Source organism: Amycolatopsis sp. PSD-21 (assembly GCF_055561455.1).
Window position 1 is genome coordinate 6,954,513 of the sequence record NZ_CM145712.1, and the last position, 23,675, is coordinate 6,978,187.

Annotated in this window: 25 protein-coding genes; 11 read left to right on the forward strand and 14 right to left on the reverse strand. The window is 70.2% G+C overall.

The annotated features are described in order from the left end of the window. Positions 1-552 precede the first annotated feature (552 nt). Positions 553-1,806, reverse strand: a complete 1,254-nt coding sequence (locus ACZ1DY_RS32585) for an HNH endonuclease signature motif containing protein (RefSeq protein ID WP_465481930.1) — start codon at positions 1,804-1,806, stop codon at positions 553-555. 208 nt (positions 1,807-2,014) lie between these two features. Here ACZ1DY_RS32585 and ACZ1DY_RS32590 point away from each other — a divergent pair, with 208 nt between their 5' ends. Further along, positions 2,015-2,422: a hypothetical protein gene (locus ACZ1DY_RS32590; RefSeq protein ID WP_257485057.1), complete on the forward strand. Its 408-nt coding sequence runs from the start codon at positions 2,015-2,017 to the stop codon at positions 2,420-2,422. Here ACZ1DY_RS32590 and ACZ1DY_RS32595 read toward each other — a convergent pair. From ACZ1DY_RS32595 to ACZ1DY_RS32615, 5 genes are all read right to left on the reverse strand, one after another. Beyond that, a complete protein-coding gene (locus ACZ1DY_RS32595) occupies positions 2,412-2,909 on the reverse strand; it encodes a GNAT family N-acetyltransferase (protein WP_465481931.1) in 498 nt (165 codons plus the stop codon). The two genes, ACZ1DY_RS32590 and ACZ1DY_RS32595, sit on opposite strands and share 11 nt — an antisense overlap. Next, complete coding sequence (locus ACZ1DY_RS32600; RefSeq protein WP_465481932.1) at positions 2,906-4,921, reverse strand: caspase family protein; 2,016 nt, start codon at positions 4,919-4,921, stop codon at positions 2,906-2,908. The genes ACZ1DY_RS32595 and ACZ1DY_RS32600 overlap by 4 nt, the downstream gene beginning before the upstream one ends. Next, complete coding sequence (locus ACZ1DY_RS32605; protein ID WP_465481933.1) at positions 4,918-5,298, reverse strand: hypothetical protein; 381 nt, start codon at positions 5,296-5,298, stop codon at positions 4,918-4,920. The genes ACZ1DY_RS32600 and ACZ1DY_RS32605 overlap by 4 nt, the downstream gene beginning before the upstream one ends. A gap of 84 nt (positions 5,299-5,382) precedes the next feature. Further along, entirely contained in the window at positions 5,383-7,536 is a 2,154-nt protein-coding gene (gene recG, locus ACZ1DY_RS32610) for an ATP-dependent DNA helicase RecG (RefSeq protein WP_257485053.1), read from the reverse strand. A gap of 4 nt (positions 7,537-7,540) precedes the next feature. Then, complete coding sequence (locus ACZ1DY_RS32615; RefSeq protein WP_465481934.1) at positions 7,541-9,124, reverse strand: DAK2 domain-containing protein; 1,584 nt, start codon at positions 9,122-9,124, stop codon at positions 7,541-7,543. Positions 9,125-9,257: 133 nt separating this feature from the next. On the opposite strand from ACZ1DY_RS32615, the gene rpmB reads away from it, so the two are divergent. Then, positions 9,258-9,449, forward strand: a complete 192-nt coding sequence (rpmB, locus tag ACZ1DY_RS32620) for a 50S ribosomal protein L28 (RefSeq protein ID WP_007031450.1) — start codon at positions 9,258-9,260, stop codon at positions 9,447-9,449. Between the two features lie 491 nt (positions 9,450-9,940). Here rpmB and ACZ1DY_RS32625 read toward each other — a convergent pair whose 3' ends face one another. From ACZ1DY_RS32625 to ACZ1DY_RS32635, 3 genes are read right to left on the reverse strand one after another with little or no spacing between them, the layout of a single operon-like run. After that, on the reverse strand, positions 9,941-10,618 hold the full coding sequence (locus ACZ1DY_RS32625) for a uracil-DNA glycosylase (protein ID WP_192742789.1): 678 nt from the start codon (positions 10,616-10,618) through the stop codon (positions 9,941-9,943). 11 nt (positions 10,619-10,629) lie between these two features. Next, positions 10,630-11,160, reverse strand: coding sequence for a gamma carbonic anhydrase family protein (locus tag ACZ1DY_RS32630; protein WP_257485051.1), 531 nt, complete (start codon positions 11,158-11,160; stop codon positions 10,630-10,632). An 8-nt stretch (positions 11,161-11,168) separates the two neighbouring features. After that, positions 11,169-11,639: a GNAT family N-acetyltransferase gene (locus ACZ1DY_RS32635; protein ID WP_192742791.1), complete on the reverse strand. Its 471-nt coding sequence runs from the start codon at positions 11,637-11,639 to the stop codon at positions 11,169-11,171. Positions 11,640-11,691: 52 nt separating this feature from the next. Here ACZ1DY_RS32635 and ACZ1DY_RS32640 point away from each other — a divergent pair, with 52 nt between their 5' ends. Beyond that, positions 11,692-12,435, forward strand: coding sequence for a GNAT family N-acetyltransferase (locus ACZ1DY_RS32640; protein ID WP_465481935.1), 744 nt, complete (start codon positions 11,692-11,694; stop codon positions 12,433-12,435). Here the strand turns inward: ACZ1DY_RS32640 and ACZ1DY_RS32645 are convergent. After that, positions 12,432-13,388 (reverse strand): thiamine-phosphate kinase, encoded by a 957-nt coding sequence (locus ACZ1DY_RS32645; protein WP_126733582.1) that lies wholly within the window; start codon positions 13,386-13,388, stop codon positions 12,432-12,434. The two genes, ACZ1DY_RS32640 and ACZ1DY_RS32645, sit on opposite strands and share 4 nt — an antisense overlap. 133 nt (positions 13,389-13,521) lie before the next feature. On the opposite strand from ACZ1DY_RS32645, the gene ACZ1DY_RS32650 reads away from it, so the two are divergent. Both ACZ1DY_RS32650 and ACZ1DY_RS32655 read left to right on the forward strand, forming a co-directional pair. After that, the gene (locus tag ACZ1DY_RS32650) at positions 13,522-13,755 is read left to right on the forward strand and encodes an Lrp/AsnC family transcriptional regulator (protein WP_007031456.1); all 234 of its coding nucleotides are present in this window, start codon (positions 13,522-13,524) and stop codon (positions 13,753-13,755) included. Positions 13,756-13,774: 19 nt separating this feature from the next. Beyond that, positions 13,775-14,317, forward strand: coding sequence for a DUF3515 domain-containing protein (locus ACZ1DY_RS32655; RefSeq protein WP_465481936.1), 543 nt, complete (start codon positions 13,775-13,777; stop codon positions 14,315-14,317). On the opposite strand, the gene ACZ1DY_RS32660 is transcribed toward ACZ1DY_RS32655, so the two are convergent. Continuing rightward, complete coding sequence (locus tag ACZ1DY_RS32660; RefSeq protein ID WP_465481937.1) at positions 14,318-15,286, reverse strand: zinc-binding dehydrogenase; 969 nt, start codon at positions 15,284-15,286, stop codon at positions 14,318-14,320. Between the two features lie 33 nt (positions 15,287-15,319). Beyond that, positions 15,320-16,678: a MocR-like pyridoxine biosynthesis transcription factor PdxR gene (gene pdxR, locus ACZ1DY_RS32665; RefSeq protein WP_257485047.1), complete on the reverse strand. Its 1,359-nt coding sequence runs from the start codon at positions 16,676-16,678 to the stop codon at positions 15,320-15,322. Between the two features lie 91 nt (positions 16,679-16,769). Here pdxR and ACZ1DY_RS32670 point away from each other — a divergent pair, with 91 nt between their 5' ends. Then, on the forward strand, positions 16,770-17,423 hold the full coding sequence (locus ACZ1DY_RS32670) for a pyridoxamine 5'-phosphate oxidase family protein (protein ID WP_465481938.1): 654 nt from the start codon (positions 16,770-16,772) through the stop codon (positions 17,421-17,423). 149 nt (positions 17,424-17,572) lie between these two features. On the opposite strand, the gene ACZ1DY_RS32675 is transcribed toward ACZ1DY_RS32670, so the two are convergent. Then, positions 17,573-19,006, reverse strand: coding sequence for a sensor histidine kinase (locus ACZ1DY_RS32675; protein ID WP_465481939.1), 1,434 nt, complete (start codon positions 19,004-19,006; stop codon positions 17,573-17,575). Beyond that, positions 19,003-19,698: a response regulator transcription factor gene (locus ACZ1DY_RS32680; RefSeq protein WP_465481940.1), complete on the reverse strand. Its 696-nt coding sequence runs from the start codon at positions 19,696-19,698 to the stop codon at positions 19,003-19,005. Before ACZ1DY_RS32680 ends, ACZ1DY_RS32675 begins: the two co-directional genes overlap by 4 nt. A gap of 136 nt (positions 19,699-19,834) precedes the next feature. On the opposite strand from ACZ1DY_RS32680, the gene ACZ1DY_RS32685 reads away from it, so the two are divergent. The 5 genes from ACZ1DY_RS32685 to ACZ1DY_RS32705 are packed head-to-tail and all read left to right on the forward strand — an operon-like array spanning position 19,835 to position 23,596. Continuing rightward, positions 19,835-21,181, forward strand: coding sequence for a ferredoxin reductase family protein (locus ACZ1DY_RS32685; RefSeq protein WP_465481941.1), 1,347 nt, complete (start codon positions 19,835-19,837; stop codon positions 21,179-21,181). Positions 21,182-21,198: 17 nt separating this feature from the next. Beyond that, entirely contained in the window at positions 21,199-21,618 is a 420-nt protein-coding gene (locus tag ACZ1DY_RS32690; RefSeq protein WP_465481942.1) for an FMN-binding protein, read from the forward strand. Beyond that, a complete protein-coding gene (locus tag ACZ1DY_RS32695) occupies positions 21,615-22,352 on the forward strand; it encodes an FAD:protein FMN transferase (RefSeq protein WP_465481943.1) in 738 nt (245 codons plus the stop codon). Before ACZ1DY_RS32690 ends, ACZ1DY_RS32695 begins: the two co-directional genes overlap by 4 nt. 42 nt (positions 22,353-22,394) lie before the next feature. After that, positions 22,395-22,775 (forward strand): VOC family protein, encoded by a 381-nt coding sequence (locus tag ACZ1DY_RS32700; protein ID WP_126733590.1) that lies wholly within the window; start codon positions 22,395-22,397, stop codon positions 22,773-22,775. Then, entirely contained in the window at positions 22,772-23,596 is an 825-nt protein-coding gene (locus tag ACZ1DY_RS32705) for a class I SAM-dependent methyltransferase (RefSeq protein ID WP_465481944.1), read from the forward strand. The genes ACZ1DY_RS32700 and ACZ1DY_RS32705 overlap by 4 nt, the downstream gene beginning before the upstream one ends. Positions 23,597-23,675 lie beyond the last annotated feature (79 nt).

The window sequence follows — 23,675 nt, forward strand, 5'->3', positions numbered from 1 at the left end:
GATGCGGGAGGCTTAGTGCCTTGGCTGCCCGAGTCCCGCGTGGCCGCGCGTGATCGGATCGGCCAGCGGGAGCGTTCCGCGGTGAAGTCCTGAACACCGGGACCCGTGATCCTCGGTGATACCAGCAACCACGGTGGCGAGATTCGCGCACAGACGCCAGGCGATTTCGCAGCTAGTCCTCTCGACGCGGAGACTTCCCGCCTTGGACGACCCGAATCCGCACGGCCGCGCGCGATTGGACCGGTCACCGAGAGCGTTCTGCGGTGAAACCCTGGTCACCGGGACCCCCGATCCTCAGCGGTACCAACAGCCACCGTGACGAGATACACGCCTGGGCACTGGACTGTTTCGCATTTAGTCTCCTCGATGCGGGAGACTCCGCGCCTTGGGCGACCTCGAAATCCACAGGGCGGCGGGTGATCGGACGGCCAGCAAGAGCGTTCTGCGGTGAAGTCCTGAATGCCCGGTCATGAAAGGGACGAGATCCCGGTGTTCGTGCGACGGGCATGCCGAAGGGCCCGTCGCCGGTGTGGCGGGCGGGCTCCTCGGGGTTCAGACGTGATGCAGGGTGTTACGACGGGGATGTCGGAGCGGATCCCGGTATTGCGGCGGGATGAACTCCGGCAACCCATCGGCGGCCATCCGGACTTCCCAGTCACCGTGGTGGATCAGGCGGTGATGGAATCCGCACAGCAGCACTAGATTCCGGAGATCTGTCGGTCCGCCGTCTGCCCAGTGCTCAATATGATGAGCGTGACAGTTCTTGGGTTTCCGGTGACAGCCGGGGAAGGCGCAGCCGCCGTCCCGGATGTTCAACGCGCGTCTCTGCCCTGGGGTGACGAAGCGTCTGAGCCGTCCCACGTCGAGGGGTTCTCCGGCGGCGCTCATCACGACCGGCAGCATCAGGCAGTCGCAGGCGGCGAGTCGGGCTTCGCGGGCGGTCATCGTGCCGACGAAGTCGAGACACGCGGTGCCGAGGCCGGACTTCAGTTCCTCGAGTCCGATGGTGACGTTCACGAGGGTGCGATAACCGCTGGTTCCGGGCTGGTCCGGGCACGCGATCGCCAGGTCGAGGAGTTCGGCCCAGGCGTCTCCCAGGCGTTCGCATTTCATCCGCAGGTCGGCTTGGCCGAACTCGTCGACCGGCCGTGGTTGGGCGTAGGCCTCCAGCGCGGCGGCGGTGCGGGCACCGGTCTCGTCGTCCAGGAGGCCGGTGAGTTTCCAGAAGCCGTCCCTGCGGCGTTCCAGGGTGATTTCCCGGCGTGGTTCTTTGGGTTCGGGGTCTTGGGGTTCGTTGCCGTCGGGGTCCAGCCAGCCCAGGAGGTTCGCCTCAGCCTTGGCGAGCTGCTGCGGACTAGCGGTCGGGGCCAACTCGGCGAGGATCTTCTCCGCGACCGCCCGATCCTCAACCGAGGTGTCGGCAGGCAGCCTCTTCAAGATCTCCAGAATCTGATCGATCCGCTCATCCCCGACCAACCCCTCGGCGGCGACCGCGGCCGTCTCGGGTGCCACGGCCGGGGCTTCGGTGCCATCCAGGTTCCGCGTCGGGTTCAAAGCGACCGCCCGCTTCACCACCGCACCCGCCTCAGCCCGCGACAACCCCGCCATCTCCGCGAACCAACTCGCCGTAGTCCCATGCCCGAACAAATCCTTGGCGCCCCGAGACTCGACCTCCGCCAGAAACCGCCCCAAACCCGCGGTGGCCATCCGAATCACCCGCAAAGACTGCTGCACACCATGGGCAAGCTCCAGCTTGCCGGCACGCCACAGTTCCTGCGGCAACTCGGGGAGGAAAGTCTCGGACACACCTCCATAATACCGCAATTCATCGAACAGATGTTCGTAATTTTAAGCGACCAGGAAAAGAGTAAAACAACACTGAAGGGTGATCGACTCCGAAAGCGCCGCTACACCCCGAAGCCCCCGGCATGCCGAGAATGAGGACAGTTTTACCGCCAGCGCCAACGACTTTCCCGGCCAGACTGGTCCCTCCGCACCGAGAGAGGGGACAGTCATGACAGAGGAAGTCCGGAACCGGCCGGTGGAAATGCCGGGCAGGCTCAAGCTCGTCCGCGGATTCCTTTGGGTGCAGGCGGTCCTCAACGTCCTCGCGAGCGCGCTCGTGACAGCTCTGGCGATCAACGAGCTCGAGCACGGCAACGAGGAGGCCGGCCTCGTCCTGGCGCTGGCGATCCTCGGTTTCGCGGTCGCCGTCGTGCTGATCGCTTGCGCGATAAGGATTTCCCGCGGTTCGCCGTGGGTGCGGCCGACGATTGTCGCCGTGGAGGGACTGGTCGTGGTCATGGGGCTGGTCAGTCTGGTCAACGGCGGGGCGATCACCCAGCTGATCGGGATGGGCATCGCCGTCGGCGTGATCGTCGTCCTCAACAAACCCGAGGAAAGCGCCTGGTTCAAGCGCTGACGAGATCGATCCGGTACCGCACTTCGGACAGCTGGACGTCCTCGCCGGGCATGGTGTCGGTCTTGGTCGCCCCGTCCGGCACCCAGCCTCCGGCCGCGTAGAAACGCTGGGCACGTTTGTTGGTGTCGAGCACCCAGAGCGTCGCCTCGCGGTGCCCCGATTCCCGCAGCGCGGCCACGGCGGTGTCGAGCAGCAGCCTGCCCAGCCCGGTGCCCCAGTGTTCCGGGTCGAGATAGATCGCGCGCAGTTCGCCGCGGATCCGGTCGACGGCGGTGAAACCGAGCAGCGTTCCGTCTTCGACCAGGACCAGGATGTCGCCTTGGTTGGCGGGGTCGGCGAGAGTCCGCTGCCAGCGGGCGGCCCGGCCTTCGACGGAAAGATCGCGGAGGTAGAGCTCGGGCAGCAGGCCCTGGTACGCCGACTGCCACGACCGCACGTTCACCTCGGCGATCGGCCAGGCGTCCTCGACGGTCGCGGGGCGGATCATCGCGCTTTCCATGCCGCGAAACCGGTCAGGATGGCGAGCGCGAGCACCATGGCCAGCGCGATCCCCCAGCCCGCGCCGGTCACGCTCGAACTGCTCGGCATCGCGTAGAACAGCGCGCACACCATGAAGATGCCGCCTCCGGCCACGCCGCCGAGGAAGGCAACGCCGAAGGCCGCCGGCCTGAGCAGCACCCCGAGCGCCGTCCCGGCCAGGAGCAGCACCGAGACCACGAGGCAGATCGTTCCTTCGTCGGCCCGGCTCGACGAGTAGCCGAACAGCTCGATGGCCTCCGTCACCAGCCCTGCCGCGCAACCGATCCCGGCCACGAGGGCGGCGATGCTGAGCGCGTCCCGCGGTTTGCCCAGCCCGAGCCGGAAACTCCGATCACGCCGCACCGCGATCAGCGCGCAGACGGTTCCCGCGAGCAGGAAAACGTCGGTGAGGACGAGAAGCGCCGGGCCGTACGGGATCGCCGCGAGCAGCGTGAGCCCGCACAGCGCTCCCGGGCCTGCCGTCCGGCGTGTGCCCGGCAGGAGCATCGCGATCCCCGCCGCGCTCGCGAAGACGGCGAGCGGCAGGATCGCCCAGCCGCCGTCTTCGAAGAAATCCTCCAGACTGCTGCCGAGCGAGAACGCGATGGCCACGAGGTACACCGCGGCCGCGATCGCGAGCAGCCCCGCGGCGACGGCGAACGGGTCGGTCTTCGGCACCACGGCCGCGGGCGGCACAGCCGCGTGCGGCACGGGTTCGGGTTCCGGTCGCGGCGCCGGTTCCGCGACGACCCGGCCCTCGACCCGCACCACCGCCTCGCCGGTCGGCCCGGTCACGGTGACCCGCGCCTCGAACGCCCCGGGTTCTTCCCGTTCCAGCACGATCTCGGCCTCGTCGCCGTCTTCGGTCACTCGTAGCCAGGAATGGGAAGACGCGAACCGGCACGCCCGCGCGATCGGCGGTCCCGCCAGCCGGACGCGTGCCGCCGGCCGCGATCCACGGACGACCTCTCCGAACCGGACCACCTCGGATTCGGTCCGCACCCGCGCTTCCTGCCGTGCGAGGTCGGCGGCCTCGGCGATATGCCGGATGTCGGTCTGCGCCATCGTGGTGAGCACCTCGTGCGCGCCGATGGCGACGGACAGGTTCTCGCTTGTCAGCCGCCGCTGGAGTTCCGTCACCGCGCCGAGGCGGGTGAACATGTTGGCATCCTCGCTCGCCGCGCGCAGATCGGCCGGGACCGGCGACGGTTTGATCCGGCGGCGCCTGCTCCTGGCCAGATACAGCTCGCCCTGCATCTCGATGTCGCGGCTGGGCGTCTGGTTCGGGTTCCGCTCCCGGACGCTGTCGAACAGGTAGTCGTACAGTTCGCCGAGCGCGATCCAGCCGTCCTCGTCGCGGTCCGCGTCGCCGGTGCGGAGGCCGTCGACGAGCGCCGAGGTGAACACCGACGGGCGGACGTGGTCGTCGGCGAGCTGGTCGCCCTCGAAGGCGTACTCGATGGAGTTCGACGCGGTGATCACCGCACGGCCGCGGCCGCCGAAACCGCCGGCCGGGAACGCGTCCAGCACGTTGGCCTCGCCGGTGGCGCGCACGGCGACCCCTTGGCTGAACGCACCGCCATAGCAGCAGTCCAGCAGGAGGACGATGCTCCGCGACCGGCTCATCCGCAGGCAGCGCTGGACGAAATCGGCGGGAACGGCGGTCGACGCGAGCCGCTCCGGCCGCGTGTTGCGAGCGGCGAAGAACAGCTCGCCCGACTCGCTTTTCAAGCCGTGGCAAGAGAAATGCACCAGCAGGACGTCGTCCGGCGCGCTGTCGGCGAACAGGTCCTCGACGCGGCCCGCGATCACATGGGCAGTCTCGTCGCGCACCACCTGGACGTCGAATTCGCTGATGGCGCGGTCGCCGAGGACTTCGGCGAGCGCTTCCGCGTCGGCAGCCGGGGACCGCAGCGCGCTCAGCCCGGGGTTGTCGTACTCCCCGTTGGCGATGATCAAGGCACGCCGCGCGCCGGTCATGACGGCGAATGCCTGCTCACGAAGAGATCGACGAGCTTGTCCTGGTCGGTGAGCGTCGCTTCGGACAGCTCCAGCACGTCGCCGTCGACCTCCAGCCGCACCGTGCGCTTCACCCTCCCGCCGCGCGAAAGCCACTCGCGCACGGCCGCGACGACCGAACGCAGACCTTGCGCGGACTGCCCCAGCGTGACCAGCAGCCCGCCCACCGTCGCGACGTCGAATCCCCGCGAGCCGGGCGGCGCCGGGCCGGCGGGCAGCGCCTTCACGTCGGTGATCCCGCGTTCGGCCAGTTCCCCTCGAAGGTATCCGGTGAGCTGGTCGACCCGTTCCGCGTCGGCCCCGTCCTCACCGAGCTGGACCCGTATCGCTGCTGTCATCCCCGGCCTCCCTCGCCCGTACGGAACGAGGAAAGCCCCTGAGCCCGTCCGGCGGCAAGGTCCGATCGGGCAGAGCTGTTCACGTCAGCTTTTTTCCAGGTACTCCACGCGATCTTCGTCGACGACGTCCGCGATCATGTGCGCCAGCCCCAAGTAATTACCCAAGGCAGGGTCCTTTTCGACGATTTCCAACGCGCGGGCCCTCGCCTCGGCGATGACGTCCTCGTCGCGCAGCAGCGACAGCAGTTTCAGGGTCGACTTCTTCCCCGACTGCGCGGCGCCGAGGATGTCGCCCTCGCGGCGCAGCTCCAGGTCCATTCTGGACAGTTCGAAGCCGTCCGTCGTGGACTCGACGGCGGCCAGTCGCTCGCGGGTGGTGGTCCCGTCCAGGGTTTCGGTGACCAGCAGGCACAGCCCCGGCACGCTGCCCCGGCCGACCCGCCCGCGCAGCTGGTGCAGCTGGCTGATGCCGAACCGGTCGGCGTCCATGATCACCATCGCGGTCGCGTTCGGCACGTTGACGCCGACCTCGATCACGGTGGTGGCGACGAGCACGTCCAGATCACCCTTGGAGAACGCCCGCATCACGGCGTCCTTGTCGTCCGCGGGCATCCTGCCGTGCAGGACCCCGATCTTCAGGCCCTTCAACGGTCCTTCGGCCAGCTCGGGCGCCACGTCGAGGACCGCGAGCGCGGGCCGCTTGTCGCCCTTGTCCGACGCCGGTTCGTCGCCGATCCGCGGGCAGACGATGTACGCCTGGTGGCCCTTGCCACATTCCTCGCGGACCCGCTGCCACGCCCGGTCCAGCCAGGCGGGACGCTCCGCGACCGGCACCACCGACGTCTTGATCGGCGACCGGCCGACCGGCATCTCGCGCAGCGCGGAGATCTCCAGATCGCCGTAGACCGTCATCGCGACCGTGCGCGGGATGGGCGTCGCCGTCATGACGAGCACGTGCGGGCTGGTCTCGTCGGCGCCGCGGGAGCGCAGCGCGTCCCGCTGCTCCACGCCGAAGCGGTGCTGCTCGTCGACCACGACCAGGCCGAGATCGGCGAAGGAAACGGTGTCCTGGATGAGCGCGTGCGTGCCGACGATGATCCCGGCCTCGCCGCTGACCGTCTCCAGCAACGCCTTCTTGCGTTCCTTGGCGCCCATCGACCCGGTCAGCAGGGTCACGCGCGTCGCGTTCTCCGCGCCGCCGAGCTCACCCGCCTGCCCGAGGTCGCCGAGCATCTCGCGCAGCGACCGGGCGTGCTGCGCGGCGAGGACCTCCGTCGGCGCGAGCATCGCCGCCTGCCGCCCGGAATCGACGACCTGCAGCATGGCGCGCAACGCGACCACGGTCTTTCCGGAACCGACCTCGCCCTGCAGCAGCCGGTTCATCGGATGCTCGGTGGACAGATCGCGGGCGATCTCCTCACCGATCTCCTGCTGGCCCGCCGTCAGCGCGAACGGGAGCCGCTTGTCGAAGGCGTCGAGGATGCCGCCGTCGGTGTGCGGACAGGCTTTCGCGGGCCGCGAGACCAAAGAATGCCTGCGCTGCGCGAAGATCAGCTGCACGGCCATGGCTTCGTCCCATTTGAGCCGGTCCCGCGCGGAGTTCAGCGCCTGCCAGCTCGACGGGCGGTGGATGCCGCGCAGCGCGCTTTCCAGGCTGGGCAGGCCGTACCGGGCGAGCAGCTCGATCGGCATCGGGTCCTCGTCGACCTCCAGCACGTCCAGCACCTGCCGCACGGCCTTGGCGATCACCCAGGTCGGGATCCCCTGCGCCGCCGGGTACACCGGGATGATCTCGGCGAGGAAGTCGTCCATCGCCTCGGCCTGGCGCTCGGCGTCGAACAGTTCGTACTCGGGGTTCGCCAGCTGCAGGACGTCGCGGAAGGCGGTGACCTTGCCCGCGAAGAGGCCGTTCTTGCCGGGCACGAGTTCCTTTTCGCGCCAGGCCTGGTTGAAGAAGGTGCACTGCAGGCGGCGTTTGCCGTCGGTGATCACCATTTCGAGCAGGGTGCCGTTGCGCGCCTTCATCCGGCGCTTGTTGACCCGCTCGATACGCGCCATCACGGTGGCGTGCTCGCCGAGTTCGAGCCCGGCGATGTCGGTGAGCTGACCGCGTTCGGCGTACCGGCGCGGGTAGTGCCGCAGGAGGTCGCTGACCGTCTCGATCTTGAGGCCCTTGGCGAGCGCCTTCGCCGTCGCCGCGCCGACGACCAGCTTGAGGTCCGCGCGCAGGTTGGTCATGCGGTCACTCCACCCCCATCAGCAGCACGGCGTCGGTCTGGCCGCCCGCGTAACTCGTCACTTCGACCTCGGGATGCTCCAGGCGCAGCTGATCCGCCAGCTCACCGGGGAGCCGGACGGGCGCGTCCAGCCCGGTCAGCACGGTGACCAGCTCGCCGCCGAGGGCCAGCATCCGGTTCAGCACGCCGACCGCCGCCGCGACCAGGCTCGTCTCCGAGGCGGGCGCGGGCTCGATCAGCACGACCTCGCCGTCGACGAGGCCGACGACGTCACCGGCCTGCGCCCGGCCCACCCAGGTTAGCGACTCCTCCTGCGCGATCCTCAATTCGCCACGCCTGGTGGCGGCGGCCGCCTCGGCCATCGCGACCACGTCGTCGTTGGTGCGGCGGTCCTGGTCGTGGACGGCCAGCGCGGCGAGCACCTGGACGGGTGAAACGCACGGGATGACGACGACGTCGCGATCCGCGGCCATCGCGTGCCCCGCGGCCGCGTCGGCCGCCGCGGTCAGCTCCTGACCGCCGGGAAGGACGGTGACGTGATGCCCGGCGGCCTCGTTGATCAGGCCCAGCATCTCCTCGACCGTCGGCTCGGCCCCCTGCGGGACCGAAAGCACCGCCACCCCCTCCGCGCGGAGGAGTTCGGCCAGCGGCCCGCCGTGGACCACGGCGACCACCGAACGGTCGATCCCGCCGCCGACCTCGACCGGGGTGGGCGTGATCAGCGGCTCGACCCGGACCCGGCGGGGGCGGCCGAGCTCGATGCCGGCCTCCAGCGCCGCGCCGATGTCCGCGCAGTGGACGTGGACGGCGTACGCGCCGGCGCCGTCCCCGGCGACCGTGACACTGTCGCCGAGGCCGCTGAGGGTCTTGCGAAGCCCGGGAAGGCTGGTCTCGTCGACGCCGTCGAGCAGGTACATGACCTCCCACGCCGTCGGCGCCTCGATCGTGTGATGGTGATGCGCCTCGAGCGGGTGCTCCGGCTCGGTGAGGCCGCCGGAAATCACGCCGTGCAGGGCGTCGAGGACCGCGACGAGGCCGCGGGCGCCCGCGTCGACCACGCCGGCCACCGCCAGGACGGGCAGCTGCTTCGGGGTCTCTTCGAGGGCTTCGGCGGCGACGCGCGACGCCTCGGCGGCCACCTCTTCGAGTGAGCCTGTCGCGTCACGGACGGCCGCGGCGACGGTGTGGAGGACGGTCAGGATGGTCCCGGCCACCGGGCGGCTCACCGCGCCGGTGGCGGCCCTGTCCGCGCAGCCCAGCGCCTCCGCGAGCCCCGGCCCGTCCAGCTCCCTCGCGGCCGCCGACTCGGCGATCCCGCGCACGACCTGCGACATGATCACACCCGAATTGCCCTTGGCCGCCGCGACCGCGCCCTTGGCGAACGCCGACAGCGCCTCGGCGGTCGTCGCCGGGTCGGCCTCCGCCAGCGCGTCACGGGCCGCGGTCATGGTGAACAGCAGGTTGGAGCCGGTGTCGGAGTCGGCGACCGGGTAGACGTTGATGCCGTCGATCGCCGGCCGGAGCACCGCCAAGCTGTGCACACAGGCCGCCGACCAGGCCGACACCGCCGCCACGTCGAGCACCCGCACCCCGTAACCTCCTAGCTGTTCCAGCGAGGGTATCGACCCGGTGCCGGAGGGCTCTGAGCCACTGGTTACTATGGTCGAGTTGCCCAGCATGCTGGGCGCGTCATTCTTTGTCCCAGATCCAGAGGAGTTCGACGTGGCTGCCGTGTGCGACGTCTGTGGCAAGGGACCGGGCTTTGGCAAGTCGGTCTCGCACTCCCACCGGCGTACCAACCGCCGGTGGAACCCGAACATCCAGACCGTTCACGCCAAGATCGGTCTGTCCCAGCGCAAGCGCCTGAACGCCTGCACCTCGTGCATCAAGGCGGGCAAGGTCGTTCGCGGCTGAGCCGGGTTTTTGGGGAATGGCGGGTGCTCTCCGGAGCACCCGCCATTTTTTTGTGCTTGTGCCAAGTCCGTGAAGGCATTCCCCACGCGACTCAGTAGCACCACCAGTCACAACGGCGGCGCGTGAAGGCCCCCTTCCCTCGGCTGAGCCGAGGAAACTCGGCCTTCACACCTTCCCGAGTACATGAAGGACCCCATCCTTGCGCCTAGGTACAGGAAGGGGTCCTTCACGTACTCCGAAGCGCCCACCCCAGCCCAGGACTGATCCCGTTCGGACTGCCGCTCAACGCCTGGCTCGACACCCCGTGCACCCAGGCGTAGCGAAGGCCTCCTTTCCTACCCTCAAGGTAGTGAAGGAGGCCTTCACGGACTTCGGCGAAACCTCAGGAGTCACACCGGTCACTGCTCTCACTGCTGCCACCGAAGCGCGTGAAGGCCCCCTTCCCTCGGCTCAGCCGAGGGAAGGGGGCCTTCACGCGCAACACAAGAGGATCAGGGGAGCTTCCAGTCCACGGGACCGGCGCCCTGCTGCTCCAGCAGCTGGTTCGCCCGGCTGAAGGGCCGCGACCCGAAGAAGCCGGCGTGCGCCGAGAGCGGGCTCGGGTGCGCCGACTCGATGCACGGCACCTTCCCCAGCATCGGCTTAAGGTTCCGCGCGTTGCGGCCCCACAGGATCGCCACCATCGGCTCGTCCCGGGCGGCGAGGGCCTTGATGGCCTGCTCGGTGACCGCTTCCCAGCCCTTGCCCTGGTGCGAGTTCGACTTCCCCGGCTGCACCGTCAGCGACCTGTTGAGCAGCAGGACCCCTTGGTCGGCCCACGGCGTCAGGTCCCCGTTCGACGGCAGCGGGTGCCCGAGGTCCTCGCAGTACTCCTTGTAGATGTTGATCAGGCTCTTCGGGATCGGCCGGACGTCCGGCGCCACCGAGAAGCTCAGCCCGACGGCGTGCCCGGGCGTCGGGTACGGGTCCTGGCCGACGATCAGCACCCGCACGTCGTGGAACGGCTGCTGGAACGCCCGCAGCACGTGTTCACCCGCCGGGAGATAGGTCCGGCCCGCGGCGATCTCCGCGCGGAGGAACTCCCCCATCGCGGCGACCTGCGGCGCCACCGGTTCGAGGGCCTTCGCCCAGCCTGCTTCGACGATGTCCTGCAGCGGTCGTGCGGTCACGGCGTGCGAGCTTACTCACGTCCGTCGAGCCGCCGGAGTTCGACCCGGAACCGAGCCGCGCGCTCGACATAACCGTCGACGACCAGCTTGATCTTGTCCGGCCCGAACGACGTGTTCGGCCGCGTCTTCGCCGGGACGCCGAGCGCGATATGCCCACTGTCCACATAGGACCCGTAGGAGAGAACCGCGCCGGCGCCGACCATCCCGCCGTCCTCGACGACGGTTCCGTTCAGCACCACCGATCCCGACGCGATCAGGCAGCCCTCGCCGATGCGCGCGCCTTCGATGTGCACCGAATGCCCGACGGCGGAGGATTTCCCGATGATCGTCGGCTCCTTGCGGGTGCAGTGCAGGACGCAGCCGTCCTGGACGTTGGACCGCTCGCCGATCTCGATGTACCCGTGGTCGCCGCGCAGCACGGTCTGCGGCCACACCGACGCGAACGCCGCGATCCGGACGTCGCCGATCACCGTCGCGTCGGGGTGGACATAGGCGTCCGGGTGGATCGACGGTTCGAGGTCGCCCAGTGCGTAGATCGGCATGCGTTCTCCTAGACCAGCGGCTTGCCGTAGCAGATGCTTTCCGGCTCGTCCTTGTAGTATCCGAAACCCGGGATCTCCCGGTATCCGGACGATTCGTATAGCGCGATGGCCTCCGGCTGCTTGTCGCCGGTCTCCAGCACCATGCGCAGCCGTCCGGCCTCGGCGGCCGTCCGCTCCAGATCGGCGAGGATCGCCCTCGCCAAGCCGCGGCCTCGCGCCGAAGCCATCACGAACACCCGTTTCATCTCGGCGTCGCCCGGCAACAGGGGTTCCGGCCCGTCGTGCGCCCGCCAGGCACCGCAAGCGACCGGGACGTCGTCGAGGTAGGCGGCGATGAACAGCCCCCTCGGCGGGGCGAACTGCGCCGCGTCCATCGGTGTTTCGTCTTCGCTGCCGTACCGGGCGGCCAGTTCGAGCTGCGCTTCGGCCAGCAGTTTCACCGCGTCGGGGTGGTCGTAGGCCAGCACACGAAGGTCCATGAGCGCGAGATTAGCGAGAAGACTCGCCATCCCCCAAAGTAGATTCGCGCTCATGCCGATCGAAACGTCCGTCACCGGCCTCGCCGAGGCTCCCCTGCGCCAGGCACGCAATTCCGCCGCGTTCTGGGCGGCGACCGGCCGTTCCCGCGGCCACGAGGTGATCCGCCGCCGCGGCTTTCTCGCCGTCGACGGCGGACGCGCGGGGCTGCGTGTCCTGATCCAGGAGCCCGGCCTCACCGCGGGTGAACTGGCGGAAATCACCGAGCTCGCCGCACGGGCGACGGGGCCCGTGGAGGCCGAGGATCCCTTCAGTGTCACCGATCTGAACCATCTCGGGGACATGCGGAGCTGGCGGATGCCGGTCATGCTGCGCCCGCCCTCCCCGGTCGCCGGACCCACGACGGAAGTGGTCCGGGTACGCGAGGAGACCGACCTCCTGGCGGCCGAACGCGTGGTGATCGAAGCCTTCGAACTAGCGCGTTTCCGGCCGGGTGAGATGTTCCCCACGACCATCCTCGACCAGCCGGGCGTCGAGGTGTACATCGCGCGGCTCGACGGCGAGGTCGCCGGGGCGTGCGTCACCGTCGTCGACAACGGCTTCGGCAGCCACTACTGGGTCGGCACGCCGGACGCCTTCCGCTCGCGCGGCGTGGGACGAGCGGTGATGCTCGGCTCCCTCGCCCCGCTGGCGGGGCTGCCGGTCACCCTCACCGCGTCCCGGCTGGGCAGGCCGCTGTACGAATCGCTCGGCTTCACCGCCGCCGCGGAATCGACCTGGTGGGCCTCACGCTCCTAGCGCCAGTGCTGCCAGCCGCTGTCGTGCCCGTACCGCTTCCCGTCCACCGTCACCCCCGAATCCGGCATGGTGACGACGCCGATCTCGGTCCAGCCCTCCGGCAGGTCGGCGAAGGCGGGGAAGGTGGCCGCGAACGCGTGGTCCTCGCCGCCGGTGAGCACCCATTTCAGCGGGTCGGCGCCGAGCGCGGTGCCGACCTCGGTCAGCCTGCTCGACACGTCGAGATCCGCCGTCCGCACGTCGATCCCGACGCCGGAGGCCTCGGCGATATGGCCGAGGTCGGACAGGAGCCCGTCGGACACGTCGATCATCGACGTCGCGCCGCCGTCGGCCGCGCGGATACCCGCCTCGTAGTCCGGCTCGGGGCAGCGCTGCGCGTTGACCACGCTGACCGGTGACCGGAACCCGCGCCCGAGCACGGCGAGCCCGGCGGCAGCCCAGCCGAGCCGCCCGCAGACCGCGACGACGTCGCCGGGACGCGCGCCGGACCGGGTCACCGGTTCCCTGCCGCCGAGGTCGCCGAGGGCGGTGACACTGATCACGATCTGGTCGGCGCGCACCATGTCGCCGCCGACGATCCCGATCCCGGCGCGGTCGGCTTCGAGCCACATGCCCTGGGTGAGTTCGGTGACGAGTGACGTCGGCGTGTCCGACGGGCACGCGAATCCCATGAGGACGGACGTCGGGCGCGCGCCCATGGCGGCGATGTCGGTGAGGTTCACCGCGACCGCCTTGCGCCCCACCTGCTCGGCGCTGGACCAGTCGAGCCGGAAATGGACGCCCTGCACGAGGACGTCGGTGGTGGCCACCGTCCGGCCGTCCGGGGTGGCCACGACGGCCGCGTCGTCCCCCGGTCCGAGCAGTGTCGTCTCCGGCTGTTTCCGGCCGGCGGTCACCGCCTCGATCAACCGGAATTCACCGGTCCCGGCGACCGTGCCGTCGTTCGGTGACACCCGTCACCTCCACTTTCCCTTGTCCGGACAAATATCGATCACCGATAGTCGGAAGCCCTAGGTTTTTCCCGGGGCTGGCGATACGTTGCTACAACGTTCCTACCTTGAGCCGACTTTTACGAAGGGGCGCGCCGTGGTCCACGCATACATCCTCATCCAGACCGAGGTCGGCAAAGCGGCCGCGGTCGCCGCGGAGATCTCCACCATCCCCGGTGTCACCAGTTCGGAGGATGTCACCGGACCGTACGACGTCATCGTCAAGGCCGCGGCCGACACCGTCGACCAGCTGGGCCAGCTCGTGGTCGCCAAGGTGCAGAACGTGGAGGGCATCACGCGGACGCTGACCTGCCCGGTCGTCCACCTGTGACGAGTGGTGTAGTTGTGCGGTGGCTGACACGGACACCGGCGCACCGCCGAAACCCCTGCTGATCGCGGCCGCCTGCCTGGCGATCCTGCTCGTCGCGGGCGTGGCCGTCTTCGGGCTGACCCGCGGCGCGGAATCCGACGCCCCGGCCGCCGACGGTCCGCTCCCGCTCGTCCCGGTCCCGGCGCCTCAGTCGGGGTCACCCGAATGCGCGAAACTCATCGGCGCGCTCCCGCACGAGCTCACGTCGTCCGGGAACACGCTGGTCCGGCGGAAGCTGGCCGATCCCGCCCCCGAGGCGACGATCGGCTGGGGCACCGGCGACCCGGTGGTCCTGCGCTGCGGTCTCGGCAAGCCGCCGGAGCTCACCCGGACTTCGCAGCTGCGGACGATCAACGGCGTCCAGTGGTTGCAGGTCGAGGGTGAGGGCACCGCGACGTGGTTCGTGGTGGACCGTCCCGTCTACACGGCGCTCACCGTGCCGAACACCGCGGGGACCGGGCCGCTCCAGACCGTTTCCGAGGTCATCGCCGCCAATCTCCCCGCGGTGCCGCTGCGGTTCTGATCAAGGCAGCAGAAGACTCTTGCCGGTGTACCGCCGCGCCTCGATGTCCGAGTGCGCGGCGGCCGCCTCCGCCAGCGCGTACGTCCGGCCGATGACCGGCGTCAGCTTCCCGTCGGCCGCCTGCCGCAGCACTTCCCGCACCCGGCGCGGGTTGTCGGGCCAGAACCCGACCAGCTGCGCCATGTCCACGACGGACAGCCGGGCGCGGTCGGCGTCGCCGATCACGGTCTCCGCGCCGCTGGACATGCCGTAGCCGGAGAAGCGGCCGCCGTTCCTCAGCAACGCGAGCGAGGCCGCGCCGAGTTCGCCGCCGACGCCGTCGAAGACCACGTCCAGCCGGTGGCCGCCGGTGAGGGCGAGGACCTCGCCCGTCCAGTCCGCCGCCGAATAGTCGACCGGCTCGGCCCCCAGTTTCCGCGCGATCGCCGCCTTTTCGTCGCCGCGGACCGCCGCGAAGACGGTCGCGCCCGCCGCGCGGGCGAGCTGCACCAGCACGCTGCCGAGCCCGCCGACGCCGGGCGCCACCAGGATCCGCTCCCCCGGGGAGACCGGGGTCTTCTCCAGCAGCGCCAGCGCGGTACTGCCGTCGTCGAACAGGGCCACGGCGTGCAGGGGATCCAGCCCGTCGGGAATCACGAACGTGTCGTCCGGCAGCGCGACGACCGTGTCCGCGTATCCCCCGCCGTACCCACCGGGCGCGTGGGTGAGGACCTGCTTGCCCAGCCAGGCCGCGTCGACACCGGCACCCACCGCGTCGACGGTGCCCGCCACCGACCCGCCCGGCACGTACGGCGGCTCGACCGCGAACACGTCGGGACCGTCACCCCGCCGGATGAGGGCGTCGAGCCAGCCGACCCCGGACGCAGTCACCGCGACGCGGAGTTCACCCTCCGCCGGTTCGGGGGTGGGCACTTCGACCTGCTCCAGGACGCCGGGATCGCCGAACCGGGACACTCTGATCTCACGCATGATCGCAAGCTATGACCTCCAGTTCGCTGGAGGTCAAGCGAGCACGGGGATCAGCGGTTTGAGCGCGGAATGCAGCGCCTCGCGCGAGCAGCCCGCGTAGCCGATGAGGTTCCCGAACACCGTCGGCGTCCCGGCGAAATGCCGGGCCAGCCCGTCGAGCCGGATCCCGGCGCGTTCCGCCGCCGCCATCCGCGCCGCCTCGTCGGCCGCCGAGCCGCACGGGACGACCAGATGCGCGCCCGCGTCGTCGCCGAGCACCGGGATCCCCGCCGACGTCAGCGCGGCCGAAACCAGTGACCGGCGCTCCGACAGTTCCCGCCGGAGTTTCCGCAGGTGACGGCCCAGATCGCCGTGCCGCGCCAGTTCGGCGAGCACGCGCTGCCCGGCGGGCGAGGGGCGGGTCCCGGTCGCTTCGCGGTACTCCAGGACCGCGGCCGCGACCTGCGACGGCGCGACCATCCAGCCCGCGCCCAGCGCCGGCGTGAGGATCTTGCTCGTGGTCCCCAGATGCGCGACGACGTCGGGCGCGAGCGCGGCCAGCAACGGCAGCGGCGCGACGTCGAACCGCAGCTCACCGTCGTAGTCGTCCTCGATCACCAGCATGCCGTTGGCGCGCGCGAGCTCGACCAGGTCGACGCGGCGGGACGCGCTCATCCGGCTGCCGAGCGGATACTGGTGCGCGGGCGAGCAGTACACGGCGCGGACGTCCTCGGGGACGGCGTCCGGGCGCAGGCCCTCCTCGTCGACCGGGACGGGCACGACCTCCATCCCCGCTCGCCGGAACGCCTGCACCGCACGCTGGTAACCCGGCTCCTCGATCGCGACCCGGTCACCGCGCGAGAGCATCGCGCCCGCGAGTTCGATCACCGCGGCCGTCGTCCCGCCGGTCGCGAGCACCGTTCCGGCGGCGAGGCCGCGGTGGCGCAGCAGATGCTCGGACACGGCGTCCCGGTACGCGGGCAGACCGGCCCTGTCCTCGCGGTAGGTCGGGCGCGGGTCGGCGGCGGCCCGCCACGCGCGGCGCCAGGCGGCCTTCTCGATACCGTCGGCCCAAGGGACGCCCGGCGTGAGGTCGACCAGCGTGGGCGGCTCGGCGGGGATGCCGGGCGCGGGCCCTTTCGAGGGCCGGTCCGCGGGCGGCGTGGTGGTGACATACGTGCCGGAGCCGTGGCGGCCGGCGATCCAGCCCTCCGCGTGAAGCTGTTCGTACGCCGCCGACGTCACCGTGCGGCTGACGCCGAGACGGCTCGCGAGCGCCCTGGTCGAGGGCAACCTGTCGCCGCCGCGCAGATGTCCGTCGCCCGCGGCCGCGCGCAACGCGTCGGCCAGCTGGACCGCGAGCGGGACGAGCGAATCGCGGTCGAGACTGACCGGCAGAGCGGTGTCGGACATGGTGTTCTCCGCGCTTTACGGGAAGTGGCCTTCTCAAGTATAGGAGAATTGGACATTATTACAGGCCACTCTCGTGGGTGAGACTGCTCGCATGTCGACCCCGCTCTCTCCCACCGACCGGACCACCCTCGGCCGCAAGAAGAACCGCGCCCTCACCGACCGCTCGGCGCTGTACTCGGTGCTCGACGAAGGCCTGGTCTGCCACCTCGGTGTCGTGCGCGACGGCGTCCCGCTGGTCATCCCGACCGGCTACGGACGCGACGGCGACACGCTCTATCTGCACGGATCGACCGGCGCGAGGAGTATGCGCGACTCCGACGGCGTCGAGGTCTGCGTCACGGTGACCCTGCTCGACGGCATCGTCTACGCGCGCTCGGTCAACAACCACTCGATGAACTACCGCAGCGCGGTGATCCTGGGCAGGGCGGTCGCCGTCACCGATCCCGAACGCAAGATGCACGGCCTTCACGTGCTGACCGACCACCTCGCGCCCGGTTCGTGGGAGCACGCGAGGGACGTCAACGCGAAGGAGTTCGCGTCCGTTTCGGTGCTGGAGCTGGACCTCACCGAGGCGTCGGTGAAGATGCGCGCCGAGGGTCCCGACGATCCCGAGGACGAGGTCGCGGCCGATCTCTCGTGGGCGGGGGTGCTGCCGGTGCGGACCGTGTTCGGGGAGCCGGAGCCGTCGGCGGATCTCGTCAGTGAGTGGACGGTGCCGGACCACGTGAAGCGGCGGGTCGGGTAGCGGGCCTCGCGAGTCCGCGCGCGGTGCGGTTCCTTGCCTGCTGGGTCGCGAAAGTGGCTTTCGCGACGTCACGAGGTCCAGCACCGGCGATCTCGCGTGATTGACCGGACGACACGACCGCACCCTTGGCCACGGCACCTGGGATGAACTCAGCGGTGGCGCGGCAGCCGCACGGTGAACGTCGTCGCCCCCGGCACGCTCTCGACCTCGATCGTCCCGCCGTGCGCCGAAACCAGCGACAGCACCACCGAAAGCCCGAGGCCGGTCCCGCCGTTGCCGCGGGTGCGGGCGGTGTCGACCCGGTAGAACCGGTCGAAGATCCGCTCCCGCGCCTCCGGCGGGATCCCGGGCCCGGCGTCGCTCACCCGCAGGACGACCTCCGAGTCCGAAGCCGTGGCCGACAACGTGACCGGAGTCCCCGGCGGGGTGTGCACCGCGGCGTTGGCGAGCAGATTGTCCAGCACCTGCCGCAGCCGCACCGGATCCGCTTGCAGGACAACACCTTCCGGAAGCGCGCCGATGCTCAGCGGATGCTCCGGACGGCCGGCGGCGAAGGCCTCTCCCGCGTCGGTGATCAGCTCGGCGACGTCGACGTCGACCAGCCGCAGCGGCGCCTCGGTCTCCGGCGCGTCGAGACGCGCGAGGAGCAGGAGGTCGTCGACGAGCACGCTCATCCGCTGCGTCTCTTCCCGGATCTTCGACAGGTGCGCCTCGCGTTCGGCGGGTTCGTTCGCCGCGGCGTAGCGGAAAAGCTCGGCGTAGCCCCGGATCGACGTCAGCGGCGTGCGCAGTTCGTGGGAGGCGTCGGCGATGAACCGCCGCAGCCGTTCGTTGGCCTCCCGGCGCGCGACCAGCGAGGAATCGAGGTGCGCCAGCATCACGTTGAACGCCGTCCGCAGCTCCTCGACTTCGGCACCGCCGCCGCTCGCCTGCGCGCGCACCGGGAGATCGGCGTTCGTGGTGAGGTCGTGCGAAGCGATGTCGTGCGCGGTCCCGGCCATGTCGCTCAGCGGGCGCAGCCCGCGCCGCAGCACCAGCCGCCCCACTATCACCAGCACCGCCAACGCCAGCAGGAACGCGACGACCTCGACCATGATCAGCTGGCTGACCGTCCGGTCCAGATCGGCCTGCGGCGCGGCGCTGACCAGCACGATGTTCTGCGCCGGTTCGATCGGGCAGGCCCGGACCCGGTAGGTGCCCTTGTCCTCGATGTAGACGGTGCGCAGGACCTCGGTCCGCGTCGCGTCCTCGGCGACCTTCGCCAGTGCCTTCGTGTCCGGCGGCAGGGAACCGCCCGCCTGCGGCTGCGCGTCGCCGTCCCGCACCGCGAAAACCGCCGAGAACCAGCCGTACGCCTGCTGCGGCTTCCCGCCGTGCGTGGTGCGTAGCGACGGCACCTGGCTGATCTGGGTCTTGGCGAGCTGCTCGTCGAGCCGGTCGTTCAGGTAGCCCTTCATGATGCCGACCATCACGGTCCCGACGACGGCGAACACGACCAGCGCCAGCGCGCCGAGCCCGAGCGCCAGCCGGGTGCCCAGCCTCGACCGGCGCCAGGCGTCGAACCACCGGCGCAACATCTTCATCTCGCCGTCTGCCGGACGACGTAGCCGACACCGCGCACGGTGTGGATCAGCGGTTCGCCGCCCGTGTCGAGTTTGCGGCGCAGATGCGAGATGACGAGTTCGACCACATTGGACCGGCCGCCGAAGTCGTATTCCCAGACGTGGTCGAGGATCTGCGCCTTGGTCAGCACCGAAGGCGAACGCCGCATGAGGTAGCGCAGCAGTTCGTACTCGGTCGGGGTCAGCTCGGCGGGCACGCCGGCGCGCGCGACCTCGCGAGTGTCCTCGTTCAAGGTCAGGTCACCGACCCGCAGCACCGCCGCCTTGGCCTGGTTGGTGCTCCGCCGCAGGACGGCGCGCAGCCGGGCCATCAGTTCCTCGACGGAGAACGGCTTCACGAGGTAGTCGTCACCGCCGCGGGTGAGCCCGGCGACCCGGTCCGCGGTCGCGTCCTTCGCGGTCAGGAAGACCACGGGCACCGCCGTCCCGGACTCGCGGAGCTTGTCCAGCACGGTGAACCCGTCGATCCCGGGCAGCATCAGGTCGAGCACGACGATGTCGGGCCCGAATTCGGCGGCCTTGGCCAGCGCGGCCTCCCCCGATCCGGCGGTGACGGCCTGCCAGCCCTCGTAGCGGGCGACGGTGGCCACCAGGTCGGCGATATGCGGCTCGTCGTCCACCACCAGCAGGCGGACGGGGTTCTCGGTGTTCACCACGCCATCCTCCGTGAACGCGCGCGCGAGGGCGAGGCGGGAGCGCACACGACAGGAAGCCGACAGCTTCCGCCAAGAAAGGTCACAGGTTGGCACAGCAGGCTCCGTACTTGAACCGGACCGGAAGGGGCCACGTGTGACCACCATGACGCAGACCGCCGCGAGACCGCGCCCGGCGATCCGTCCCAGGATCGCCGCGCGCGCCGGGCTCTTCCTCTTCCTCGGCGCCAACGTGGCCGCCGTGACCATGCTCTTCTTCGCCGCCGGGCCCTCGGACAACGTGCTCATCAGCATCGGCAGGCTCGCCGGGCTGTACGGGGCGCTGGCGATGGCGTTCCAGCTGCTGCTGGTCGCCAGGCTGCCGTGGTTCGACCGACGCCTCGGCATGGACCGGCTCACCGGCTGGCACCGCTGGACCGGGTTCGCCCTGCTGTGGACGCTGCTCGCCCACTTCGTGTTCATCGTCTTCGGCTACGCGCAGGTCGAGGACAACGGCGTGGCCGAGGAGTTCGTCACGATGGTGACCAAACTGGAGGGGATCCTGCGCGCGGTCGTCGCTTTCGCGCTGATCCTGCTCGTCGGCGCCGTCTCCGCCCGGTTCGCCCGGCGCCGTCTGGCGTACGAGACCTGGCATTTCCTCCACCTCTACACCTATGCCGCGGTCGTGCTGGCGTTCAGCCATCAGATCGCGCTGGGCGGATCGTTCGCGTCGTCGCCGGGGGCGCAGGTCTATTGGTGGGCGGTGTGGGGTGTCGCGCTCGGCTCCGTCGTCGCCGGCCGGGTGGTGCTGCCGCTGGCGCGTAACCTGCGTCACCGGTTGAAGGTCGTCGCCGTCGTCCCCGAATCCCATGACGTCGTCTCGGTGTACATCTCCGGGAAGCATCTCGACAAGATGCCCGCGCGGGCAGGCCAGTTCTTCCTGTGGCGCTTCATGACCCGGGATCGCTGGTGGCAGGCGAACCCGTTCTCGCTGTCGGCCGCGCCGGACGGCCGCACCCTGCGCCTGACCGCGAAGGCCGCCGGTGACGGCAGCGCGTCCCTGCGGTCGCTGAAGGTCGGCACCCGGGTGTTCGCCGAAGGCCCGTACGGCGCGTTCACCACGATGCACCAACGGAAAACGGACGCGTTGCTCGTCGCGGGCGGTGTCGGGATCACGCCGATCCGAGCGCTGCTGGAGGAGATCTCCGGACACGTCGTGGTGCTCTACCGCGTCCGCGACCAGCGCGACGCCGTCCTCCTGCCCGAGCTGATCGGGCTGGCGCGGGCACGCGGCGCGGTCGTCCGGGTCCTCAGTGGACCGTCCGATCAGGCCGGTCCGGTCCTCGGCGCGCCCAACCTGCGGCGGATGGTGCCGGACATCGCCGACCGGGACGTCTTCGTCTGCGGCCCGCCGGGGATGACCTCGGCGACGTTGCGCAGCCTTCGGGAGCTGCGGGTGCCGTCCCAGCAGATCCACGCCGAACGCTTCAGCCTCGCCGCCTGAGTCAGGGAGCCCCGATCATGAAGAAGACCATCGTCGCCGCCACGGTCGCCCTTTCGACCGCCGGTTTCCTCGGTGTCTGGCTGTACGAACCGGGACCGCTCGGCTCGGAGACCGTGGCCGTCGCCGCGCCCGCCCCGTCCACCGTGTCCTCTTCGGACGGTGGCGCCTCGGAAGGGTCCGAACGCACCGTCGACGGTTCGGTGGAGAGCAACCGGTACGGCACCGTCCAGGTGCGGCTGGTGATCTCGGCCGAGGACAGGATCTCCGAAGTCCGCCTGCTGCAACGGCCGACGAGCGGCCGCGGGGTCGCCGCGATCCCGGTCCTGCAGGCGGAGACGCTGACCGCGCAGAGCGCCGACATCGACACCGTCTCCGGGGCCACGTCGACGAGCGAGTCTTACGTCAAATCCCTGCAGGCGGCGCTGGACGCCAGATGAACCGCGTCGAACAGGTGATGGGGCTGCCGGTCTCGGTCGACGTCCGGGCGGGCGGCGAACTCGCCGAGCACGCGATCGACGGCGTTTTCGGCTGGCTGCGGGAGGTCGACGCGCGGTTCAGCCCGTTCAAGGCGGACAGCGAGGTCTGCCGCTACGACCGCGGCGAGCTCACGCCGTCGGAGCTGAGCGACGATCTCCTGGAGATCCTGTCGTTGTGCGATCACTACGAACGGTTGTCCGGCGGGGCCTTCACCGCCCGGCTCCCCGGGCGGCGGCTCGATCCGAACGCGGTGGTGAAGGGCTGGGCGGTGCAGCGGGCGGCGGCGTTGTTGCTGGCCGAGGGTCTGGACGTCTTCTGTGTCAACGCGGGCGGGGACGTGATCACCTCCGGCGAACCGGAACCCGGCCGCGCCTGGCGGGTCGGCATCCGGCATCCCGAGCGGCCCGACGCGATCTGCGCCGTGGTCGAATCCTCCGGTGGCGCGGTCGCGACCTCGGCGGAATACGAACGCGGCGCGCACATCCTGGACGGACGGACCGGGCGCCCGCCCACCGGGCTGCTGAGCGTCACGGTGGCCGCCGGCGACCTCGTCACCGCGGATTCCCTCGCCACGGCCGCTTTCGCGATGGGCACCGAGGGGATCGCCTGGGTCGCCTCGCAACCGGGTTGCCAGGTGCTGGTCATCGACGCGGAACGGCAGGTGCACCGGTCGCCTGGGCTGCGGCTCGCTTAAACCGTTGGCCGGGCTTCGCGAGCTCAGGCAGACTGCGGCGTCATGACCTCTGTCGTACAGAACTTCTTCTTCGACTGCGCCGACGCCTACGAACTGGGCCGGTTCTGGAGCGGCGTCGTCGGCAAGCCGATGGCCGACGACGACGTGCCGGGTGATCCCGAAGCGATCATCGAGATGGACAACGGAGTCACGCTGTTCTTCGGACAGGTCCCCGAACCGAAGACGGTGAAGAACCGGATCCATCTCTGTCTCACGCCGGACATCCCGCGCGACGAGGAGGTGGAGCGCCTGCTGAAACTCGGCGCGACCCTCCTGCACGACCGGCGCAACCCGGACGGCACCGGCTGGGCGGTCCTCGCCGACCCCGAGGGCAACGAATTCTGCGTGCTGCGCAGCGCCGCCGAGAAGGCCGCCACCTCGTGACGGACTATCTGACCGTCAACCGGGCGAACTGGGACGAACGCGCTCCGGCGCACGCCGCTTCGGCGGACTACGGCTACAAGAAGTTCGTCGCGGACCCGGCGCACCTCAGCGGCGTGGTCACCTTCGACCGGCCGCTGCTCGGCGACGTCTCCGGCGCCCGCGGAGTGCACCTGCAGTGCCATATCGGCACGGACACGCTTTCGCTGTCCCGCCTCGGCGCACGGATGACCGGCCTCGACTTTTCCGCGCCCGCGCTGGAGATCGCGCGGGGGCTGGCCGCCGAGACCGGCGCGGAGATCGACTACCACGAGTCCGATGTGTACAGTGCCGCCGACGTGCTGGGCACCGGGGAATTCGACCTCGTCTACACGGGGACCGGCGCGCTCTGCTGGCTGCCGGACATCGCCCGCTGGGGACAGGTCGTCGGCGCGTTGCTGCGGCCGGGCGGACGGCTGTTCATCCGCGACATGCACCCGATGCTGGGCACCCTCGACGAGACGCAGCCGCTCATCACGCCGCGCTACCCGTACTTCGAGCAGGCCGAACCGCTGGTGTTCGACGAACCGGGGACCTATGTGGACACCGACGTTTCGTTCCGGCACAACCGGACGCACGAGTGGAACCACGGGCTCGGCGAGATCGTCACCTCGCTGCTCGACGCCGGGCTCACGCTGACGCGGCTGGTGGAGCACGACAGCGTGCCGTGGAACGCGCTGCCCGGGTTCATGACCCTGAACGAGGCGACCGAGGAATGGCGGCTGACGGAGGACCCGCGGCGGCTGGCGGCGAGTTTCACCCTGGAGGCTGTGAAGGCGCGTTGAGCCGTGGTTCTGGAGTGGTGTCGCGAAAGCCACTTTCGGGACGTCTGATGTCTCGAAAGTGGCTTTCGCGACCCCGGCC

What these genes read in the sequence shown, in the direction of transcription:
- pdxR (WP_257485047.1), bottom strand. Translation starts at nt 16,678, where the DNA reads ATGTCCGACACCGCTCTGCCGGTCAGTCTCGACCGCGATTCGCTCGTC.
- ACZ1DY_RS32695 (WP_465481943.1), top strand. Translation starts at nt 21,615, where the DNA reads ATGAACCGCGTCGAACAGGTGATGGGGCTGCCGGTCTCGGTCGACGTC.
- ACZ1DY_RS32690 (WP_465481942.1), top strand. Translation starts at nt 21,199, where the DNA reads ATGAAGAAGACCATCGTCGCCGCCACGGTCGCCCTTTCGACCGCCGGT.
- recG (WP_257485053.1), bottom strand. Translation starts at nt 7,536, where the DNA reads ATGACCAACCTGCGCGCGGACCTCAAGCTGGTCGTCGGCGCGGCGACG.
- ACZ1DY_RS32595 (WP_465481931.1), bottom strand. Translation starts at nt 2,909, where the DNA reads ATGATCCGCCCCGCGACCGTCGAGGACGCCTGGCCGATCGCCGAGGTG.
- ACZ1DY_RS32670 (WP_465481938.1), top strand. Translation starts at nt 16,770, where the DNA reads ATGTCGACCCCGCTCTCTCCCACCGACCGGACCACCCTCGGCCGCAAG.
- ACZ1DY_RS32635 (WP_192742791.1), bottom strand. Translation starts at nt 11,639, where the DNA reads ATGGACCTTCGTGTGCTGGCCTACGACCACCCCGACGCGGTGAAACTG.
- ACZ1DY_RS32700 (WP_126733590.1), top strand. Translation starts at nt 22,395, where the DNA reads ATGACCTCTGTCGTACAGAACTTCTTCTTCGACTGCGCCGACGCCTAC.
- ACZ1DY_RS32675 (WP_465481939.1), bottom strand. Translation starts at nt 19,006, where the DNA reads ATGAAGATGTTGCGCCGGTGGTTCGACGCCTGGCGCCGGTCGAGGCTG.
- ACZ1DY_RS32600 (WP_465481932.1), bottom strand. Translation starts at nt 4,921, where the DNA reads ATGACCGGCGCGCGGCGTGCCTTGATCATCGCCAACGGGGAGTACGAC.
- ACZ1DY_RS32630 (WP_257485051.1), bottom strand. Translation starts at nt 11,160, where the DNA reads ATGCCGATCTACGCACTGGGCGACCTCGAACCGTCGATCCACCCGGAC.
- ACZ1DY_RS32640 (WP_465481935.1), top strand. Translation starts at nt 11,692, where the DNA reads ATGCCGATCGAAACGTCCGTCACCGGCCTCGCCGAGGCTCCCCTGCGC.
- ACZ1DY_RS32660 (WP_465481937.1), bottom strand. Translation starts at nt 15,286, where the DNA reads ATGCGTGAGATCAGAGTGTCCCGGTTCGGCGATCCCGGCGTCCTGGAG.
- ACZ1DY_RS32605 (WP_465481933.1), bottom strand. Translation starts at nt 5,298, where the DNA reads ATGACAGCAGCGATACGGGTCCAGCTCGGTGAGGACGGGGCCGACGCG.
- ACZ1DY_RS32590 (WP_257485057.1), top strand. Translation starts at nt 2,015, where the DNA reads ATGACAGAGGAAGTCCGGAACCGGCCGGTGGAAATGCCGGGCAGGCTC.